This window comes from Thermus thalpophilus, assembly GCF_022760915.1.
Taxonomy (GTDB): domain Bacteria; phylum Deinococcota; class Deinococci; order Deinococcales; family Thermaceae; genus Thermus; species Thermus thalpophilus.
This window is the reverse complement of the sequence record NZ_JAKTNS010000042.1, coordinates 1-15,641: the sequence shown is the minus strand read 5'-3', so window position 1 is coordinate 15,641 and position 15,641 is coordinate 1. Positions and strand designations below refer to the sequence as shown.

General features: G+C 69.6%; 24 protein-coding genes. 14 read left to right on the top strand and 10 right to left on the bottom strand.

Annotated elements, in window-relative coordinates:
* Positions 1–206: 206 nt before the first annotated feature.
* The gene (locus tag L0D17_RS11665) at positions 207–902 is read right to left on the bottom strand and encodes a thermonuclease family protein (protein ID WP_243095468.1); all 696 of its coding nucleotides are present in this window, start codon (positions 900–902) and stop codon (positions 207–209) included.
* Positions 903–1,264: 362 nt separating this feature from the next.
* Between L0D17_RS11665 and L0D17_RS11660 the strand changes: the two genes are divergently transcribed.
* The 5 genes from L0D17_RS11660 to L0D17_RS11645 all read left to right on the top strand — a co-directional run bounded on the left by L0D17_RS11660 (position 1,265) and on the right by L0D17_RS11645 (position 3,271).
* A complete protein-coding gene (locus L0D17_RS11660; RefSeq protein WP_243095467.1) occupies positions 1,265–1,714 on the top strand; it encodes a hypothetical protein in 450 nt (149 codons plus the stop codon).
* Positions 1,715–1,891: 177 nt separating this feature from the next.
* Entirely contained in the window at positions 1,892–2,200 is a 309-nt protein-coding gene (locus tag L0D17_RS11655; protein ID WP_243095466.1) for a hypothetical protein, read from the top strand.
* Positions 2,200–2,331: a hypothetical protein gene (locus L0D17_RS13660; protein ID WP_279231773.1), complete on the top strand. Its 132-nt coding sequence runs from the start codon at positions 2,200–2,202 to the stop codon at positions 2,329–2,331. The genes L0D17_RS11655 and L0D17_RS13660 overlap by 1 nt, the downstream gene beginning before the upstream one ends.
* Positions 2,332–2,375: 44 nt before the next feature.
* Entirely contained in the window at positions 2,376–2,756 is a 381-nt protein-coding gene (locus L0D17_RS11650; protein ID WP_243095465.1) for a hypothetical protein, read from the top strand.
* Positions 2,757–3,025: 269 nt separating this feature from the next.
* On the top strand, positions 3,026–3,271 hold the full coding sequence (locus L0D17_RS11645) for a MarR family transcriptional regulator (RefSeq protein WP_243095464.1): 246 nt from the start codon (positions 3,026–3,028) through the stop codon (positions 3,269–3,271).
* Here the strand turns inward: L0D17_RS11645 and L0D17_RS11640 are convergent.
* Both L0D17_RS11640 and L0D17_RS13655 read right to left on the bottom strand, forming a co-directional pair.
* Positions 3,268–3,507: a DUF2188 domain-containing protein gene (locus L0D17_RS11640; RefSeq protein WP_243095463.1), complete on the bottom strand. Its 240-nt coding sequence runs from the start codon at positions 3,505–3,507 to the stop codon at positions 3,268–3,270. The genes L0D17_RS11645 and L0D17_RS11640 overlap by 4 nt on opposite strands.
* Before the next feature lie 40 nt (positions 3,508–3,547).
* Positions 3,548–4,846: a tetratricopeptide repeat protein gene (locus L0D17_RS13655; RefSeq protein ID WP_341474694.1), complete on the bottom strand. Its 1,299-nt coding sequence runs from the start codon at positions 4,844–4,846 to the stop codon at positions 3,548–3,550.
* Positions 4,847–5,304: 458 nt separating this feature from the next.
* Here L0D17_RS13655 and L0D17_RS11625 point away from each other — a divergent pair, with 458 nt between their 5' ends.
* A complete protein-coding gene (locus tag L0D17_RS11625; RefSeq protein WP_243095462.1) occupies positions 5,305–6,507 on the top strand; it encodes a hypothetical protein in 1,203 nt (400 codons plus the stop codon).
* On the opposite strand, the gene L0D17_RS11620 is transcribed toward L0D17_RS11625, so the two are convergent.
* Both L0D17_RS11620 and L0D17_RS11615 read right to left on the bottom strand, forming a co-directional pair.
* A complete protein-coding gene (locus tag L0D17_RS11620; protein ID WP_243095461.1) occupies positions 6,504–7,424 on the bottom strand; it encodes a hypothetical protein in 921 nt (306 codons plus the stop codon). The two genes, L0D17_RS11625 and L0D17_RS11620, sit on opposite strands and share 4 nt — an antisense overlap.
* A complete protein-coding gene (locus L0D17_RS11615) occupies positions 7,424–7,708 on the bottom strand; it encodes a helix-turn-helix domain-containing protein (RefSeq protein ID WP_243095460.1) in 285 nt (94 codons plus the stop codon). Before L0D17_RS11615 ends, L0D17_RS11620 begins: the two co-directional genes overlap by 1 nt.
* Positions 7,709–8,028: 320 nt before the next feature.
* On the opposite strand from L0D17_RS11615, the gene L0D17_RS11610 reads away from it, so the two are divergent.
* Positions 8,029–8,970, top strand: coding sequence for a tyrosine-type recombinase/integrase (locus tag L0D17_RS11610; RefSeq protein WP_243095459.1), 942 nt, complete (start codon positions 8,029–8,031; stop codon positions 8,968–8,970).
* 58 nt (positions 8,971–9,028) lie between these two features.
* Positions 9,029–9,469 carry a hypothetical protein gene (locus tag L0D17_RS11605; RefSeq protein ID WP_243095458.1) on the top strand — a complete coding sequence of 147 codons (441 nt, stop codon included), beginning with the start codon at positions 9,029–9,031 and terminating at the stop codon, positions 9,467–9,469.
* Positions 9,470–9,480: 11 nt separating this feature from the next.
* Here the strand turns inward: L0D17_RS11605 and L0D17_RS11600 are convergent, their stop codons facing one another.
* From L0D17_RS11600 to L0D17_RS11580, 5 genes are read right to left on the bottom strand one after another with little or no spacing between them, the layout of a single operon-like run.
* Positions 9,481–9,702, bottom strand: a complete 222-nt coding sequence (locus L0D17_RS11600; RefSeq protein ID WP_018461228.1) for a DUF4926 domain-containing protein — start codon at positions 9,700–9,702, stop codon at positions 9,481–9,483.
* Positions 9,689–10,027 carry a DUF6883 domain-containing protein gene (locus L0D17_RS11595; RefSeq protein ID WP_243095457.1) on the bottom strand — a complete coding sequence of 113 codons (339 nt, stop codon included), beginning with the start codon at positions 10,025–10,027 and terminating at the stop codon, positions 9,689–9,691. The genes L0D17_RS11600 and L0D17_RS11595 overlap by 14 nt, the downstream gene beginning before the upstream one ends.
* Position 10,028: 1 nt before the next feature.
* Positions 10,029–10,394, bottom strand: coding sequence for an ATPase (locus L0D17_RS11590; RefSeq protein ID WP_243095456.1), 366 nt, complete (start codon positions 10,392–10,394; stop codon positions 10,029–10,031).
* Complete coding sequence (locus L0D17_RS11585) at positions 10,391–11,032, bottom strand: ParA family protein (RefSeq protein WP_243095455.1); 642 nt, start codon at positions 11,030–11,032, stop codon at positions 10,391–10,393. The genes L0D17_RS11590 and L0D17_RS11585 overlap by 4 nt, the downstream gene beginning before the upstream one ends.
* Positions 11,029–11,238: a helix-turn-helix domain-containing protein gene (locus L0D17_RS11580; protein ID WP_243095454.1), complete on the bottom strand. Its 210-nt coding sequence runs from the start codon at positions 11,236–11,238 to the stop codon at positions 11,029–11,031. The genes L0D17_RS11585 and L0D17_RS11580 overlap by 4 nt, the downstream gene beginning before the upstream one ends.
* 176 nt (positions 11,239–11,414) lie before the next feature.
* Between L0D17_RS11580 and L0D17_RS11575 the strand changes: the two genes are divergently transcribed.
* From L0D17_RS11575 to L0D17_RS13650, 6 genes are read left to right on the top strand one after another with little or no spacing between them, the layout of a single operon-like run.
* Positions 11,415–12,332, top strand: coding sequence for a P-loop NTPase family protein (locus L0D17_RS11575; RefSeq protein WP_243095453.1), 918 nt, complete (start codon positions 11,415–11,417; stop codon positions 12,330–12,332).
* Entirely contained in the window at positions 12,329–12,538 is a 210-nt protein-coding gene (locus L0D17_RS11570; RefSeq protein WP_243095452.1) for a hypothetical protein, read from the top strand. The genes L0D17_RS11575 and L0D17_RS11570 overlap by 4 nt, the downstream gene beginning before the upstream one ends.
* Positions 12,535–13,257: a TolC family protein gene (locus L0D17_RS11565; protein ID WP_243095451.1), complete on the top strand. Its 723-nt coding sequence runs from the start codon at positions 12,535–12,537 to the stop codon at positions 13,255–13,257. Before L0D17_RS11570 ends, L0D17_RS11565 begins: the two co-directional genes overlap by 4 nt.
* The gene (locus L0D17_RS11560; RefSeq protein WP_243095470.1) at positions 13,248–13,685 is read left to right on the top strand and encodes a hypothetical protein; all 438 of its coding nucleotides are present in this window, start codon (positions 13,248–13,250) and stop codon (positions 13,683–13,685) included. Before L0D17_RS11565 ends, L0D17_RS11560 begins: the two co-directional genes overlap by 10 nt.
* Positions 13,682–13,948 carry a hypothetical protein gene (locus L0D17_RS11555; RefSeq protein WP_243095469.1) on the top strand — a complete coding sequence of 89 codons (267 nt, stop codon included), beginning with the start codon at positions 13,682–13,684 and terminating at the stop codon, positions 13,946–13,948. Before L0D17_RS11560 ends, L0D17_RS11555 begins: the two co-directional genes overlap by 4 nt.
* Positions 13,945–15,585, top strand: coding sequence for a metal-dependent hydrolase (locus L0D17_RS13650; protein ID WP_279231772.1), 1,641 nt, complete (start codon positions 13,945–13,947; stop codon positions 15,583–15,585). The genes L0D17_RS11555 and L0D17_RS13650 overlap by 4 nt, the downstream gene beginning before the upstream one ends.
* Positions 15,586–15,641: the final 56 nt, after the last annotated feature.

Genomic DNA, 15,641 nt, shown 5'->3' with positions numbered 1-15,641 from the left:
GGCGCGGAAGTCCCTTGGGGTTATGCCCTATGGAGGTTTTGACGTGTACATAGCGGAGTGAGTTAAGGGTTCTCTTCTTGAGGCTCGTCTTCGGGGGAGAGGGCCTGGGCTAAAAACGGGACCAGGGAAAGAAGAAGGAGCACCAGGACTTCCAACCAGACCATGGTTTCAAGTGTACTAGCTTGGAAACTTAGGTGATCAGAGGTTCATCTCTCGCACCCCACCCCGTCCCTGTCCCGATCAAACCGGTGAGGATCCGGGGGGAGAACCTGGAAGTTGCGGTGGGGAATCTCCCCGCAATCCAGGTCCGGCGGGGGTGGGGGGATGCACACCGTGGGGTAGGCCGGGTCGCAGTTGGACCTTCCGCCTCGAGGCCCACCCCCTGAGCCCCCGCCCCACATCCCCAGGCCCTTAGCCCTAGCCTGCCGGGATGCCTGGAGGTACAGCTCCGCGTAGCGGACGTTGGGAGGCACGGTGTAGGGCTCGGCCCAGCCCGCCCGCACCAGCTCCAGGTTCACCTGGCGGAACCTCTTGCCCCCATAGCTCCAGTCCCCCCTGGGGTCCTCCAGGTACAGGTAGGCCAGCACCCGGCGGTACCGGTCCCGCTCCTGGACGTCCAGCTCCACATAGACCGCCCTGCCCGAGAGCATCCGGGTAAGGAAGGCCTTCGCCTCGAGGCCCAGCCTCACCTCCTCCGCCCCGGAGGTCCTCTGGTTGTACGAGCTTTCCGGCGCGTCTATCCCGATGAGCCGCACCGGCCCTAGGCCCTGAAGCTCCACCGTGTCCCCGTCCACCACCCGCACCACCCGCACAGGCCCTTGGAGCTTCCCCTGAGGGGAGAGGGCTAGGGCCAGGGTGAGCAGTAGGGGGAGGGCGAGGAGGGCCCGTAGGGAGGGGAGCATGGTCCTATTTTGCTCCTCCCCCTCTGGGCGACAGAACTTGTCGGGTTTTTGGTCCGCCACAGCCTCCCCCGCCCCCTCCCCCCACCCCCCGATGCTCGGCCCCCCGCCCCCCTCCCCGTCGGCCTCACCCCGGAGGGGGGCAGGGGGCCTGCGCCGCAAGTGGATGGATTTCCCTTTTCCCGCGCCGGGCTGGGGCCCATTGTGGGCAGCTCCGGGCCTCCGGCAAGGCCAAGCCCTGCGGGTGGGGCCCCTACCCCAGCCTTGCCTCCGGCCCTCCGCCCGCCCTGGTTGGGCCCCTGCGCCCGTCGCGGGAAAGGTGCGCGGGTGGTTGGGGGTGGTCTTAGGTGCTTCCTCTCTCCGGTGTGGTGGCGGTGGCGGGTTCCCGGCACGGTTCCCCGTGGCCTGCGGCCCCCGTGGTGGCCCTGGTCCTGGCCTCCGGGGGGGTGGTGCGGGTAGGGGACCAGCGCGGGGTGGATGCCGTGGTGCGCTTGGCCTCCCCCTCTGCGGTGGTGGTGGAGGCCTCCAGCTTCCCTGGGCCGCCCAAGGCCAAGCTGGCCCAGCGCACCCGGGCCGTGGTCCTGGGGGGGCCTGGGGTGGGGCCCCGGGCCTCCTGCCTCCTGGTCTTCCCCCCTGTGGGGGGTGCCCCCGCCCTGGGCCCTGGCTCCGCCCTCGCCCTCCGCCTGGCCCTCGAGGCCGCCCTCCCCGTGTGGGTGGCGGGGGAGCCCCGCCCCTCGGGGCCCGGGTGGGTGCCCCTGGCCCTGGCCGGAGTGCCCGGGTGGGCCCTGCCCCCGGCCCAGGTGTCCCTCCTCTAGCCCTTTCGCCTTCCCCCCTGCCCCGGGATCCCCGGGGTGGGGTGGTGCCTCTTTTAGGGAAGAAGTTTTCCCTTAAAAGGCTTGACTTCCTGACTTTTGTATGCTACTATTTGAGTTGGAAAACGGAGGCCCCACCCCGCCAAGAGCCGGGCCTCCGGGTTCCAGAAAGGGGGAACCGTGAACGAGTTTAAGGCACGGGCTCAAGTTCTTACCAGGGAAGAGGCCATCCGCAGGGCCGCTTGGCAGATCCGCGAGGTCCGCAAGAAGGCGGCCGAGTTGTACGGCTGGGTCCTGGCTGGGGAGGCCGACAGCTACCTCACCCCGTACCTCCGCGTCCGGGACATGGAGGAGGCCCTCCAGAGCGTCCTCGCCCTGGCCTCGGCCTTCTCCGATGTCCTGAACTACGACGCCACTATGACGGCCTTCCTGGAGGAGGCCCGCCTCGAGGCCGCCCGCCGGGCCGCGGAAGCGGAGGAGGTCCGCTAATGCGCGCCCTCGTCCTCGCCCTCCTCGCCCTCCTGGCCCTCGCGGCCCCGGTCAAGGCCCACGGCACCCAGGCCCACGGCACCGTCCAGCCCCTTTCCGACGAGGTGAAGGGGCTCGGGGGGAAGAAGTAGCCCAAGGGGGGGCGCCCGCCCCCCCTTTTCTCCCTGGAGGAACCATGACCCAAGACCTGAAGGACTTGAAGGAGCACCTGGAGGAGGCCCTTTCCACCCTGCGCGACCGGGCCCACGCCCTCATCGCCGCCATCGCCGCCCACGCCGAGGCCCGCCTGGCCTACGAGTCCGCCATGGACGCCCTGGAGGATGCCCGGGCCCGGGCCATCCTGGGGGGCCTCGAGGGGCGGAACGCCGAAGCCCGCCAGGCTGAACTCTTGGAGAGGACCCGCGAGGAAGAGGAGGCCCTCCGCACCGCCCGGGCCGTTTACCGGGTGGCCGAGGCCAACCTCGAGATGGCCCGCACCGCCTGGGCCCTAGAGCGTGAGGCCGTGAGGGTTCTCACCCTCCTGGCGGGCTCCAGCGGGCCAGCCCCGGAGGGATGAGGGTAAGCCCCGGCCTCGCCTGCCCCCCGCGAGGGGGGGCGGCGGGCCGGGGCGCGCCCTTGCCCACCACCCGCCGCGGGCGCACGGCTCCCCTCCGGCCCGGCGCTCGGCCCCCGGGCCGCCGCGCCGTACATGCCGCCGCGGTCCAGCTGACGCTCGGCCCGGGGGCCGCCCCCTCGGGGCTCGCTCCGCGCGCCGTACACGCCGCCGCGCGGAAGCTTCGCCCCTCGGGGGACGCGCCGGGCCCTGCCCGCCGGTAAACTGCGGCCATGCCTCGGCGTCCGATGTACCGACCTGAGCGGTTCAAGGACCTGCCCTGCTCAGCCCGCCTGGTGTGGTTCCATATATGGGCCGAGGGGGAAGGGGAGTACTCCATAAAAAAGGTTGCTGAAGCGCTGGAGATGAGCCCTGTGGTGGTCAACAGGGCCATCCGGGCCTTGGTGGAGCGGGGGCTCTTGGAGGTGGTGCGCCCCCCTGCCGGGTCCAGGGCGGGGGCTTATCGGGCTAGGAGTTAGTGCTTTTTGTCCTTGGGGGGATGAGGGTCGTTTCCGTAGCTGTCTTTGTCTTGGATTTTGCCGTCTTTGCCACGAATAATCAGCTCTGTTTCCATTTCCTTTGCGAGCTTCCTGCCGTATTCTTCTGCCTCCTTTTTTCGTTCGAAGGTTGCTAGAGGTTTTTCTTTACCGGTTTCCTTAACTGCCCACTGATCTCCATGAGGGCCTACGTCGATTTTTGGTTTCTTCTGTTTCATGCTTTTCATGTTAGCACTTTGCTTCTAGGGCAGCTAGCGACTACCCAACTATCGCCCACCGCCTCCTCCCGTCCAGCTCCAGCACTTCCCCCCGCCACACCACCGCTTCCCGGTCGGCCACCAGGTCCCGGGCCCTCGAGGCCGTGGTGTGGAGCCGTTTGCGGATGTCCTCCCCCACCTCTTCCCAAAGCCGGAAGGCCGCCTCCTGCCAGGGTAGGGGTCCCTCCTGGGCCAACAGCACCAGCAGGTCAAAGGCCCGCCCCGAGCCCTCAAGGGGCACCTCCCTCCGGCCCACCCACATCCGCCGCCCCTCGGGGTCCAGCTTCACCTTGGGGCGCTCCGGGGCCCGCCGACTGCGGGGGAGGCTCAGCCCCTGCTCCTCCGCCAAGGCGAAGAGCTGAGGGAAGGCCAGGGCCTCCTCCATGAGGGGGTAGGGCCCCAGGCTGAGGGCCTCCTCCAGGAGGCCCCGCACCCCCTCCGGTTTGCCCTCCCGCCGGGCCATCTCCGCCAGCACCACCAGAACCCGCGCTCGGCCCGGGGCGTGGGTGTCCAGCAGGTCCAGGGCCTCTCCCGCCGTGCGCTGGGCCTCCCGCCTCCAGCCTAGGGCCAGGTAGCAGGCGGAGAGCTCCGCCAGCACCGCCCCCCGCCGGATCCCCTCCCCCGCCAGCTTGAGGGCCTCCTCCAGGCGCTCCCGCCCCTGGGCGGGCCTTCCCGCGAGGCGCAGGGCCGTGCCCAGGGCCCGCAGAGCCACCACCCGGTCATCCGGGTCCAGTTTCCCCTCCACCGCCTGCCTTGCCCGGTAAAGGGCTTCCCTCAGCTCCCCCCGGGCCCGGTGTACTGCGGAGAGGAGGACCAGGACTCGGCTTCGGAAGCGCCCCAGGGCCTTGGCCCGCACCACCGCCAGGGCCTCCTCCCCCCGCCTCAGGGCCCAGCCCAGGCTCCCCTGGTGCAGATGGGCCACCCCTAGGCCGTGCAGGGCCCAGGCCCGGCCCAGGTGGTCCTCCTCCGCGGTGAAGAGGTCCAGGGCCTTGAGGAGAGCCTCCTCCGCCTCCTGCCAGCGCCCCAGGCGAAAGAGGAGGGCCCCCAGGTCCTGCCAGTACCAGCCTGCCCCCTCCCGGACCATCCGGGCCGCCTTCCGCACCATCTCCAGGCCCCGCTCGTCCCCCAGGTGGAGCCGGGCCCAGCCCTTCAGCCTGAGCCACTCCGGCCTCGAGGGCTGGGGAACCGCGTCCAGGGCCCGCTCCGCCTCGCTGTAGCGGCCCATCTGGAGGAACTGGCGGACGGCCTCGAGGTCCAGCTCCCCCCCCTCCCGGAAGAGGGGTCGGCGCCTCCGGGGCACGAGATTTTTACCGTCCTGCACGGGTTTTGCATTGATTCTGCGGATTTCCCCTCTTTCTCCTGACATCTTGACTTCGGATTTTACAGCTTTAGATGGATATTTGTCCCCCTTAAAAAATCAGGTGAAATCTATCACGCCTGTTGACATGCCCGAGTTGACCCCATTGACCTTTCTCCCTGGAGGTGATAGCAGTAGGGGAATGGTTCCGGTCAGGTCCCTCTTCTCAACCCTTTGGCCTGGTATAATGCCGGGCAATGGGAAGACGGGGTCCCCCTGGGACCCAGAGCGGCAGGGCCGCGTAGGACAAAAAGAGAGGTCCCCGTTGGGAGGGGCACACCCGCGGCAGAAGTTTTTGCTTACCTTTCTCAACCCTACCCCCTCCCAGCGGGAAAGGCAAGAGGGCTTAGAGGCCCGCGCGGGGGAGAACCGTCCCCAACGCGGAAAAGCGGGAGGGGTTTATGCCCCAACAGGAGTTTGAAGGGAAGGATTATCAAGAAGGCGTTTCGGAGCGGGGCCGGGCCTTTCTGGAGGCCCTGGCCCGGAGGAAGCGGGCCCGGGGGGAGGAGCTTCCCCCCCTCTACCGGGTCCTTCTGGAGGGGGGTCCAGGGGCCCCTGCCGAGCCCCTGAAGGACCCGGGGCAGGCCCCGGCCCCCAGGCCAGGGGAGGCCCTCCGGAGCCTCAAGCTTAGCCCTTCCGGGCTGACCCGCCCCACCCCGGAGGAGCTGAGGAGGACCCCACCCCGGCCCACCCTGGCCCCCCCGGACCCCGAGGCGGAGGCCGAGCGCATGCTCCAGGCCCACCCCGAGGCCCTGGAGGACCTCCCCGAGCGGGAGCGGAGGGTCTACCGTCTCCTCCTGGTCCTGGGGCTGGCCCACCACTTCCGGCACACCCCAAGGGTCCCCAGGGCCCTGGTGGGGGTGGTGGCCTTCGCCCCGGCGGAGGCCCTGGCCCTGGCGGCAGGGGTTTCCTTGGCCACCCTGTACCGGGCCCTGGGGGGCCTCGAGGCCCGGGGCCTAGTCCTGCGGCGGGCCTGGCGGGCGCGGGCCACCCTCAGGGGGCGGACGGGGGTGTACGCCGCAGGAACGGTATTCGCGGTGCGCCTCCCCGGACGGGAGGGCCGGCTCAAGCTCCTGAGGGAGGACCTGGAGCACCCCTGGCGGGACCTGGAGGGGGATGTGGAGGCCAAGCGCACGGCCTGGAACCTAGTGAGAGAGTCTAAAGAAAAACCTCCTAAAGGAGGTTTGGGTTTAAGGGCTAGGGAGTTTCTCTTGTCCTTCCCGTTATCCCCCCTAGCGAAGCAGAATCCTCCGTTAGATATAGACTCTCTCACCGCCCTGCTCCGGGCCAAGCCGAGGGCCCGGCGGGCTGGAGTTGAGGCCCTTGCCCGGGCCCTGGCCGAGGAGTTCTGCGACCCCGGGAGCGTGCGCTTCTACGCCCACGTGCTCTGGTCGGCCCTCAGGATGGAGCTCTACGGAATGAGCCGGGATGCCCTGAAGACGGTGGCCTGGGCCCTGGGGCGCACCCGGGCGGCGGTCCACACCACCCTCTACAGCCCCAGGAAGCGGCGGATCCAGCGCCCGGGGGCCCTCTTCGCCCGCCTCCTGAACGAGGGGGGCTTCCTCCCCCTGGCCCGAAACCTCCCCCAGTGGCGGGTGGCCTAGCCCCTCACCACCCGCTTCCACCACACCTTGAGGGCTTCCAGGTCCCCGCACACCACCGCCCGTGTCCCGTCGGGGTAGGTCCGCACCTCGTGCCGACGGGTGAGGTCCGGCAGAAACCGCTCCACCCGGGGCCACCACTCCCGCACCGCCTCCGGGCGCACCACCAGCCAGTAGGGGCCGCTCCCCGTGAGGCCCACCACCTGCCCCCGGGGCAGGGGGGGCGGGGGCTCCGGCTCGGGCTCGGGGGGCGGAGGCGGAGGCGGGGCCTGGGAAGGCTTTGGGGCCTCCGCGGGCGGGGTCTCCCCTGCTCCTTCCCTCTCCCCCCTGGGCCTCCTGCCCCTCCGGGTGCCGTCCCAGTAGGGGTTCCGGTCCCCCTCGATGGGCTCGGGCATGGGCCTTTCCCCCTTCCGGGCCAGGACCCACTTCCCCAGGGGGTAGGCCCGCTCCACAAAGAGGCGCCTCCCCCGGAGGCTTCCCTCCAGGCGGTAGGCCTTCTTGGGCTCCAGCCGGGCGGTGAACCCCCTGGCCCGGAGGAGGATGAGGCGGAAGGGCTCTGCGCTCTTGGGCTGGATGAGGACCACCAGCTTTTTCCGGTCCGCGTAGAGGAGGAGGCCGTGGACCTGGAGCTCCGTGCCCTCCATGGGGCGCTGGAGCTTGAGGGCCACCTGCACCTGGATGAGCCGCCCCTCCCCGTCCGTGCGGGGCCAGAGGGTGAAGTGGCCCTCCCCCAGGTGAGCCTCGGGGTTGGCCCCGGCGTGGCCCGCCAGCTCCACCCCGCACCCCCTGGGGAGGCGCGGGCTACTGAAGCCCTCCTCCGTGAGGCGCCCCTCCAGGAAGAGGGTGGCCTGGTGGGCGATGTGGGGTTTCCTCCGCTCCGCCTGGTTCTCCTGGGCGGCAGGCGCCTCCCTTTCCTCCATCAAAGCCCGAACCTCCTCAGGACCTCCTTGGCCCGGTCCACCAGGGGCTTGCCCCGTCCCCGGCCCTCTATCTCCCCAGAGGACAGGGAGCGGAGGAAGGCCTCGAGGCTCTCCCGGGTGATGCGGGGGGAGCCGGAGGTGGGGTAAACCACCTTCAGGCTTCCCTTCTGCACCAGCCGCCAGACCGTTGTCCGGGAAACCCCCAGAGCCCTCTGCACCTCGGCGTAGGTGAGGAGGAGCCTGCCGCCCAGGGGGTCCCTGAACTCCTCGGAGCCCTCACGCATGCCCCTATGTTAACGCACAGGCGCGTATGGAACGGAAAAACTCTGTAACTTCCAGAGTGCCAGAGTCTGTAAGTCTGGAAGTCTGTAAGTCTGTAGATTTTGCGCCAACTCGCGTCTTTTGTCGCAACCTTTTGTGGGGGCCCCGCCCAGGAAAAAGGCCCCGCTTTCCGAGGTTTTTGCCCTTCCCGTCGGCGCTTCTCCGCGGACGGGGCTCCGGTGTGAAATTTCGCCAAACCATTCTTTCACGAATGCTATACTTTGCTAAAGCCGGGGTGGGGGGCCTCGAGGCCACTTCCGCCCCCGGCCCCAGGAGGTGCCCCGTGAACGACCCCCGAGAGCCCCACGCCGAGGTCCTGGCCCGCTTCCGCCGCTACCTGGAGATGGAGGAGGGCCGCTCCCCCCGCACGGCCCAGGAGTACCTCCGGGACATCGCCCTCTTCCTCCGCTGGTTCCGCGAGCGCTACGGCAGGCCCCCCCGCTTTGAAGAGGTGGGAAGCCAGCAGGTCCGCGCCTTCCTGGCGGGCCGGGAGGTGGGGCCCCAGCGCTCGGGTAGGCTCCTCGCCAGCCTCAGGAAGTTCTTCCGCTACCTGGTGGAGGTGGAGGGCCTGCCCATCCTCCAGGACCCCACCCAGGGGGTGAAGCGGCCCAAGCTCCCCCGCAGGCTCCCCGTCTACCTCACCCCCCCGGAGGTGGCCCGGCTCCTGGAGGCGGCCTACAAGAACCGCTCCCCCCGGGTGGGCCTCCGGGACTGGGCCCTCCTGGCCTTCCTCTACGGCACGGGCCTGCGCATCTCCGAGGCCCTGGCCCTCACCTACGGCGACCTCACCTACCAGGACGGGATCCCCCACGCCATCCGGGTGAAGGGGAAGGGGGACCGGGAGCGGGTGGTGGTCCTCTCCCCCACGGCCCAGCGGGCCCTCCACCAGTGGCTCAAGCACCGGAACCTGGAGGGGCACCCCACCAGCCCCTACATCTGGAGCCACACCTCGGGGCCGAGGCGGGGCGAGCCCTTCAGCGTGCGGGCGGTGGAGGCCATGGTGAAGCGGGTGGCCCGCAGGGCGGGGCTGAAGGACTGGGCCCGCATCACGCCCCACAAGCTGAGGCACTCCTACGCCAGCGCCCTGGTGGAGGCGGGGCGGGGGATAGACGAGGTGAAGGAGCTCCTGGGCCACAGCTCCATCGCCACCACCCAGGTCTACGTGCACGTGAGCCGGAAGCGCCTGGAGGAGGCGGCCCGGGCGCTGCCGGATGTGTTGGGGTGAGCAGGCTTCCCTCGTTTGCGAGGAGAAGCTATAATCCGGCTGAAAGTGAGGATTAAAGATGCCGGCTAAACGTAGTCAGGGGCCGAATCTTTTTAAGATAGTTTGCCCACGCTGTGGTCAAGAGGCTAAAGGGTTAACCATAGAAGACATCGTCCAAAAACATAGGGACCCGAAGGGCTGGATTATTTGTCCCGCTTGCGGGCAGGAGGCCTACATCCCCATACAGAAAACGCTCGCCGAAGGAGACGAGTGGAAGCCCCATGTTCGTGCCATCATCACCTTTTGGAACGATAAAAGCCCTCCTATTTATAGACCCTTTGCTTTCGCGATAAGCTATGAACCCAAGGGGAAGATTGTTGGTTTATGGATGAACTACTATAAGGTTCTCCCGGATGAGCAAACCGGCGGTACAAGGATCACGAGGATCAAGCACGGCCCTGCCCTTTACGAGGAAAATCTAGCCTACTTCCTTCCCAGGCTCACAGAGCTATTGAGATAGAAGCCTGGAGTCTAGGCCGTTTCCCTCAGGTGCAAAATGGCCGAGCCCCGGAGGGGTTCCACCTCCTCCCGGGTGAGGTCCAGGAGGGCCACCGTCTCCCCGCGGTGGTCCACGAACTCCACCGCGTAGGTCTCCCCTCCCGGGTAGACCAGGACCACAGCCCCCACGTCCCCTTTCCTCAGGCCGGATTCTGGCCGGTCCACTTTTAGGGCCACCAGGTCACCTTCCCGCATCCTCGCGCCTCCTATAGGGATAGGCCGTCACTAGGCGGGCCGTGTCCTTTCCCCTTTCAAGGTACCAAACGCTCACCACCCACGGGCGTTTTCCGGAAGGGGTGGCGAGGGGACCGATGCAGATCAGCTTTTCCCCTTCGGGGGCGGGCTGGACCGCCCTTTCCGGGGCCTCTCGGGCCTGGACGACGAGGGCCTGGGTGAGGGCCTCGGGGTTCTGGCGGGAGAACCCCAAAGCTAGGAAGAAAGCCGCCTTTCCCCGGCCTACGGGGTGCTGGGGGTTGAGGAGGTACCCCGTGAGCTTTTCTTCGGGGACGTGGAAGTCCACCTCACGCCCTTCCACTGTCAGGGCCCAGCAGGGCGGAGAGGCCTTCCCCTGAGGGGCCAGCCTCCCTCAGGAGGAGGTCCACCGCCATCCGGATGAGCGTGTTCTCCGTTATCCTCTCCCCCCTCCCCCTCCGCTCCCGGTTTAGCCTCCGGGCGAGCTGGGTGAGGGCGTCCAGCTGGTCCGGGCGGAGGCGGCACTCCTTGCGGACATAGGTGAGGTATTTGGGGCCGGTGGGCTGGGCGGGTTCGGAGGGGCCTTCCGGAGCCCTCTCCTGGGGGGCTTCCTCGGGGGAGGGCTCCACCTGGGGGGCCTCCTTCAGCCCCTCTGCCTCCTCCCTCACCAGCTCCGCCAGCCGCTTCCGCTTCATGCCGCCTCCAGGGCTTCCACCCCCAGGTCCCTTAGGACCTCCTCCGCCACCCGGCGGTAGTCCGCCTCCGCCTCGCGGGCATTGGGGCCCCGCCAGCGGGTGATGGGCCGCCCCTCCAGGGCGGCCCGCTCGTGGGCCTTGTAGGCCCTCACAAAGGCGTGGAAGGCGGGCACCCCGGCCTCCATGAGGGCAGTTTGCGCCTCGAGGGCCTCCCCCAGGCTCCGGGGATCCACCCGGGTGAGAAGGACCCGGTGGGCCACCCCCGCGGGGCGCACCGCCCGGCGGACGGTCTCCACCAGGGCCTCGAGGTCCAAGGGGGCGGGCGGGGTGGGAAGGACCAGGTAATCCGCGGCCTCCAGGACCGCCTCCAGGGCCTTGGAGCGTAGGGCGGGTGGGGTGTCCACCACCACCGCCCCGTAGCCCCGCACCTTCCTTAGGCGGGCGAGGAGGGTGGGGTCGGTTTCCTGGGCGAGGTCAAAAGGCATCTCCCCCCGGCCCGCCCACCAGGAGGCCGAGCCCTGAGGGTCCGCGTCCACCAGCAGAACAGGGGCCTGCTCGGCCAGGATGGCCGCCAGGTTCACCGCGGTGGTGGTCTTGCCCACGCCCCCCTTGCCGTTGACCACCGCCAGGACTCTCACGCCTCCTCCTTTAGGGCCTCCTCCAGGCGCCCCTCGTCCCCGAGAAGCCGCACCCCTTCTTCCCAGGGGACCCGCCAGAGCCGGCCCGCCTTCTGGCCTCGCACCTGCCCCTCCCTGAGCCAGCGCCGGACCGTTTCGGGGTCCACCCGCAGGGCCCGGGCCAGCTCCTCAGGGGTCAGGAAGAGGGGCTTTGCCACGGGAGGCATACTAACCGATGTGCGCACAGGGCGCAAGGGGGGCACAACTCTGTAAGTCTGTAAGTTCGTAAGTCTGTAAGTCTGGAAGTTCGGAAGTCTGTAGGTCTGGAAGTTCCAAAATCTGTAACTTACAGAGTCTGTAAGTTCGGAAGTTCCAGAGTCTGTAAGTCTGTTAGTCTGGAAGTATGTTTGTGGGCCGGAAGGAGGAGGGGCGCGCGGTTCTCCTCTCCGTGCGCTCAGGGCGGGGGGTGGTCCTGGTGGCCCCGCCCGGCTACGGAAAGAGCGCCCTCCTAGAAGAGCTTAGGCCTGCCCTCGAGGCCTGGAGCGTGGTGATGTGGGCGGACCGGGTGGCCCCCTTTGGCGCCTTCCTAAAGGACCTTTTCCGGGGCCTTTGGGACGCCCGCATCCCCGTGGAGGGGGTGGACCTCACCAAGGACGTGGAGGCCGACCTGCGCACCTGGGGCAAGCGCTACCCCAGCAACGAGGAGAAGGCCCGGAGCCTGGTCCAGGCCCTCCGCCGCTACGGGGAGCGGGGGGTGAACCGGGCCACGGTGGTGGTGGACGACGCCACCGGGGTCCAGGGGAGCATGGTCCCCTGGCTGGTGGCCCTGGCGGAGGTGGGGACCTTGGTCCTGGCCGTGCACCCCGAAACCCTCAGGAAGGCCAACACCAAGCGGCTCTGGATGCGTCTGGACCGGGTGGACCTCCCGCCCCTCACCCCCCGGGAAACCCGGGAGCTGGCGGAGGCCCTAGTCCAGCGCTACGGGGTGGTGGCCGAGGACCTCGAGGCCTACCTCTCCCGGGTGGTGGCCCTCTCGGGGGGGATTCCCGGGGAGGTGGAGCGTTTGGTGCGCTATGTGAGCGCCGAGGACATCGTACGCAACCGGGATGTGGGCACGGGCTACGCGGAGAGCCTGGCCCGACGGGAGGAGCGGGGGGTGGCTTTGGCCCCCATCCTCCTGGTGGCGGGTGGGGTGGCCATCGCCGCCCGTTACCTGGGCCTGGCCCGCGGGGAGATGGACTTGTATGTGGCCGGGGGGCTGGGCATCGCCGCCTTCTTGGTCTTGTCCCCCTGGCTCAGAAAGGCGGTGATGGTGCGGTGAGGGTGGAGCTGGCGGAGTTCTTCAAGGCGCTGGAGGAGGCCTCCTTCGTGCGGGCCGACCCCACGGGGCAGTACTACCTGGTCCGCCTGGGGGGGGAGTGGCGGCTTTATCAGCGGGGGATTGACGCGGCCTTCCTCCTCCTCAAGGAGGAAGCGGCCCTGCTTTGGGCTCCTGCCTTCCAGGTGCCCAGGGAGGGGGCGGCGTGAGGGGGCTCGTTCTCCTCGCCCTGCTTGCGGTGCCCGTCCTGGCCCAGGCTCCCGGGCTTACCGCGGCGGAGGCCAAGGTCCTGGACCGCCTGGTGGCGGAGGCCCTGCCCCGGGATCCCGCCTACCTCCAGGCCCTGGCCGACCTGGAGTCGGCCCGTCAGTCCCTGGGCCTGCCTGGGGCCCTTTCCGCCTCCGCAGGGGCCGAGCTCTCGGGGGTCCATGAGCAGGTGGCCCTGGCCTACCGCCTGAGCCTTAGCCTGGACCTCTCCGCCCTTTTCCAGGACCGAAGCCGGGCCCTGCAGGCCATCGAGGCCAAGGTGGAGTCCGCCCGGCGGGAGGTGCGGGTGCGGGTGGCCGGGGCTTTCTTCCGCTACCTGGCGGCCCGGGAGGCGGCCCGCACGGCGGCGGACGGGGTGGAAGCCCGGGAGGCCGAGCTCTCCGCTTTGAAGGCCCGGGCCCGGGTGGGGTCTGCCACCCCCGCGGAGGTCCTGGCGGGGGCGGAGCGTCTCTCCCAGGCCCGACTGGCCCTGTACCGGGCCAACCTGGACCTAGCCCTGGCCTTGGAGGAGCTGGCCCGGGTGGTGGGGGTTTCCCCCGAGGCCTTAAAAGGGCTTTTAAAGCCTTTGGAGGAGAAGGGGGGCACTCTCCCCTTGGGGCACCCCTCCGCGGCCCTTCTAGGGGGGTTTAGGCGGGTTTCAGGGGGTGGCCCGTGGGCCTGAGGGGTGCTTGGGGGGTGGGGGCGGTCCTGGCCCTAGCCCTCTCCGCCTGCGAGGCCCCGGTGGCCCTGCACCAGGAGGAGGTTCCCCCCAGGCTCCACCGATTTGGGCCCCAGGGGGTGGAGGTTCTTCCCGCGGAGGGCCCGCCCCTCCGGCTTACCGTGGCCCTCCACCGGAGGGGGCAGGAGGTTCAGGCGGTCCTGCGCTCCGAGGGGGTGAGGGCCGAGGGGGTGGTCCTCCTCCTGCTGGAGGGGAACGGGGTGCGGCTGGAGGAGTCGGGCACGGGGGGCTTCCTCCAGGTGAGGGGGGCGGTGCCTCCGCCCGCCTGCGCCCACTGGACCCTGGCCCTCTCCCCCGACGACCCGGAGGAGGAAACGATGGAGGTCCGCTTCTACCAGGCTCAAGGCATGTTGTGCGAGGAGGAGCGATGAGGGTGGAGGAGCTGGACTACCTGAGGCGAAGGGTGGCGGAGCTGGAGGGGAAGGTGGCCCGCCTCGAGGCCGAGCGCCAGAAGCTCCTGGCCCGGCTGGCCCACCGAGAGGCCCAGGTCCAGGGCGTGCTCACCCGGGAGGAGGCCCAAAGCCTCCACGCCCTCCTCTCCGCGGTGTGGCTGGATCTCAACGAACTGCACCCGGGCCGGGTCCCTGACCTGGACCGGGCCCTCCGCCTTCTGGAGGAGGCCCTGGACGAATGACCGCGGGCACCCACCTGGCGGGGGCCGCCCTCACCGCAAGCCTCCTTCGGGGGTTGGGCCTCGAGGTGGGGCTCCAAGAGGGGGTGGCCCTGGCTTGGGGGTCGGTCATGCCAGACATAGACACCACCACCTCAGGCCCCGGCAAGTTCGTGAGGCCTCTTTCCACCTTCCTAGAGCGGAGGTTCGGCCACCGCACCCTCACCCACAGCCTCCTCTTCCTCCTGGTCCTGGCCTTCCTCCTCTACCCCCTGGCCCGGGCCCAGCCGGGAGCTTACTGGGCCTTCCTCGCGGGCTACCTTTCCCACCTGCTCCTGGACACCCTGAACGTGAACGGCGTGCCCCTCCTTTGGCCCTGGCGCCTTCAGTTCTGGTTCTTCTCCGCCCGGGAGTGGAGGATCCGCTACGCCTCCCCCCAGGAGGCCACCCTGGCCCTGATCCTGGCCCTGGTGGGCTTCGCCCTCTGGCCCCTCTCTGGTCAGGGCTTCGCCAGCGCCTTCCGGCACCTGGTGGGTACCCCCGAGGTGGCCGTGCTGGACTACCTGGATTGGCGGGAGCGCTGGGAGGTGTGGGCCGAGGTCAAGGGCTTCAACCGGGAAACCCAGGAGGCCCTGGAGGGGCGCTTCCTGGTGGTGGAGGCCCTGGGCCGGGAGGGGGTTCTGGTGGAGGACGCCTTGGGCCGCACCTTGGCCGTGAGCCGGGACGGGCAGGTGGTGGCCTACCGGGTGCGCATGCAGAAGGGGAGGCCCCAGGTGCTCAGGGAGTGGCGTTTGGACCTTTCGGGCAGGCTCTTGGGTGATCTCCTCCAGGCCCTCCCTAGGGGGGCGCGCCGGGTTTGGATCACCGGGGAGGCCCGCCCCGCCGCTGAGCCCCCGCCCCTGGTGCCCCTGGTGGGGACCTACCCCCGGGTGGAGGCCAGCCAGAACCCGCCCCGTCTGGTTTTCCACGCCGCCCGGCCCGAGGACCTGGCCCCCCTCGCGGGCCTCTACCTCCAGGCGGGGAGCGCGGTGGTGCGGGCCGCCTTTCCTCCCGGGGGGGAGGAGGCCAGCCTGGAGCTTCCCGCCCTCCCTGCCCTGCCCCAGGTGCACCCTCTGGTTTTTTCCCTCTCCTCCCTCTCCGGCCTCCTGGTGCGCCCGGGGGACCGGGTGGAGGAGGGCGAGCCCATCGCCCGCCGGGTGGACGAGGCCCCCCTGCAGGACCTCGAGGACCAGGCCCGGAAGAAGGTGGAGGAGGCCCGGAGGCTTGAGGGGGAGCTGGCCCGGCTGGAGGAGCGGTGCCGGGCCGAGCGGGAGGAGCTCAAAGGGAAGCTTGCCCGGGCCCGGGAGGAGGCGGCCCGCCTGCGCTACCTGGTGGCCCAGGGGGCCGAGCCCCGCCTGCGCCTGGTGGAGGCCGAGGGGCGGGTGGAGGAGTTGGAGGGGCGCCTTACCCGTTTGGCCTTGGACTGCGCCGGAGAGCGGGCCCGCCTGGAAGAGGGGATGCGGGAGGCCCGCCTCGAGGCCGCCCGCCTGGAGAGGCGGAGGACCCGCACCGCGGAGGCTCAGCTGGTGCGCGCTCCCGTGGCGGGCCGGGTGGCCGAGGTCAAGGTGCGGGACCTGAAGCCGGGGGAGGTGGTGGTGGAGGTGGTGATGGTTTCGGAGTGAGCTCAGTACACGTCAAAACGTGGGACCACCCCTTTAGGATGGACCTGCGCCCACGT

What these genes read in the sequence shown, in the direction of transcription:
- L0D17_RS11665 (WP_243095468.1), bottom strand. Translation starts at nt 902, where the DNA reads ATGCTCCCCTCCCTACGGGCCCTCCTCGCCCTCCCCCTACTGCTCACC.
- L0D17_RS13660 (WP_279231773.1), top strand. Translation starts at nt 2,200, where the DNA reads ATGCGCGCCCTCGTCCTCGCCCTCCTCGCCCTCCTGGCCCTCGCGGCC.
- L0D17_RS11650 (WP_243095465.1), top strand. Translation starts at nt 2,376, where the DNA reads ATGACCCAAGACCTGAAGGACTTGAAGGAGCACCTGGAGGAGGCCCTT.
- L0D17_RS11645 (WP_243095464.1), top strand. Translation starts at nt 3,026, where the DNA reads ATGCCTCGGCGTCCGATGTACCGACCTGAGCGGTTCAAGGACCTGCCC.
- L0D17_RS11640 (WP_243095463.1), bottom strand. Translation starts at nt 3,507, where the DNA reads ATGAAACAGAAGAAACCAAAAATCGACGTAGGCCCTCATGGAGATCAG.
- L0D17_RS11625 (WP_243095462.1), top strand. Translation starts at nt 5,305, where the DNA reads ATGCCCCAACAGGAGTTTGAAGGGAAGGATTATCAAGAAGGCGTTTCG.
- L0D17_RS11620 (WP_243095461.1), bottom strand. Translation starts at nt 7,424, where the DNA reads ATGGAGGAAAGGGAGGCGCCTGCCGCCCAGGAGAACCAGGCGGAGCGG.
- L0D17_RS11615 (WP_243095460.1), bottom strand. Translation starts at nt 7,708, where the DNA reads ATGCGTGAGGGCTCCGAGGAGTTCAGGGACCCCCTGGGCGGCAGGCTC.
- L0D17_RS11605 (WP_243095458.1), top strand. Translation starts at nt 9,029, where the DNA reads ATGCCGGCTAAACGTAGTCAGGGGCCGAATCTTTTTAAGATAGTTTGC.
- L0D17_RS11600 (WP_018461228.1), bottom strand. Translation starts at nt 9,702, where the DNA reads ATGCGGGAAGGTGACCTGGTGGCCCTAAAAGTGGACCGGCCAGAATCC.
- L0D17_RS11590 (WP_243095456.1), bottom strand. Translation starts at nt 10,394, where the DNA reads ATGAAGCGGAAGCGGCTGGCGGAGCTGGTGAGGGAGGAGGCAGAGGGG.
- L0D17_RS11580 (WP_243095454.1), bottom strand. Translation starts at nt 11,238, where the DNA reads ATGCCTCCCGTGGCAAAGCCCCTCTTCCTGACCCCTGAGGAGCTGGCC.
- L0D17_RS11575 (WP_243095453.1), top strand. Translation starts at nt 11,415, where the DNA reads ATGTTTGTGGGCCGGAAGGAGGAGGGGCGCGCGGTTCTCCTCTCCGTG.
- L0D17_RS11555 (WP_243095469.1), top strand. Translation starts at nt 13,682, where the DNA reads ATGAGGGTGGAGGAGCTGGACTACCTGAGGCGAAGGGTGGCGGAGCTG.
- L0D17_RS13650 (WP_279231772.1), top strand. Translation starts at nt 13,945, where the DNA reads ATGACCGCGGGCACCCACCTGGCGGGGGCCGCCCTCACCGCAAGCCTC.